This window comes from Pediococcus argentinicus, assembly GCF_001437605.1.
Classification (GTDB): Bacteria; Bacillota; Bacilli; order Lactobacillales; family Lactobacillaceae; genus Pediococcus; species Pediococcus argentinicus.
The window spans coordinates 1-343 of the sequence record NZ_JQCQ01000089.1; the positions used below are offsets into that span (position 1 = coordinate 1).

Below are 343 nucleotides of genomic sequence, written 5' to 3' on the forward strand. Positions count from 1 at the left end.
ATTCAAGAGTACTTAAGTACGCCTATCGGCACTCATTTACTTGCTAGAAAATACAAAGTAGGTAGTCAAACGACAGTTCTCAAGTGGATTAATCAGTTTCAAAAATATGGCATTGAAGGTTTAGAAGTACGAAGTCCTAAGTATGTTTATGATGGAGATTTTAAGGCGAATGTTTTAAGATGGATGAAAGAAAATAACGCATCTTTACCCAAAACTGCTCTGCACTTTAATATCTCAGAACCATCAACCATTTGGTTGTGGGAGAGAAAGTTTGAAGCTCAAGGAATCAATGCGTTATATACATCAAGGGGACGTCCATCGATAATGAACGCAAAAAAACAAG

The 343-nt window shown here is 36.4% G+C and carries 1 protein-coding gene; it reads left to right on the forward strand.

All coding sequences use genetic code 11. From position 1 onward, the window contains the following. Nucleotides 1-343: helix-turn-helix domain-containing protein (locus IV88_RS09035; protein WP_162258649.1), on the forward strand; the 343-nt coding region annotated here is incomplete at both ends.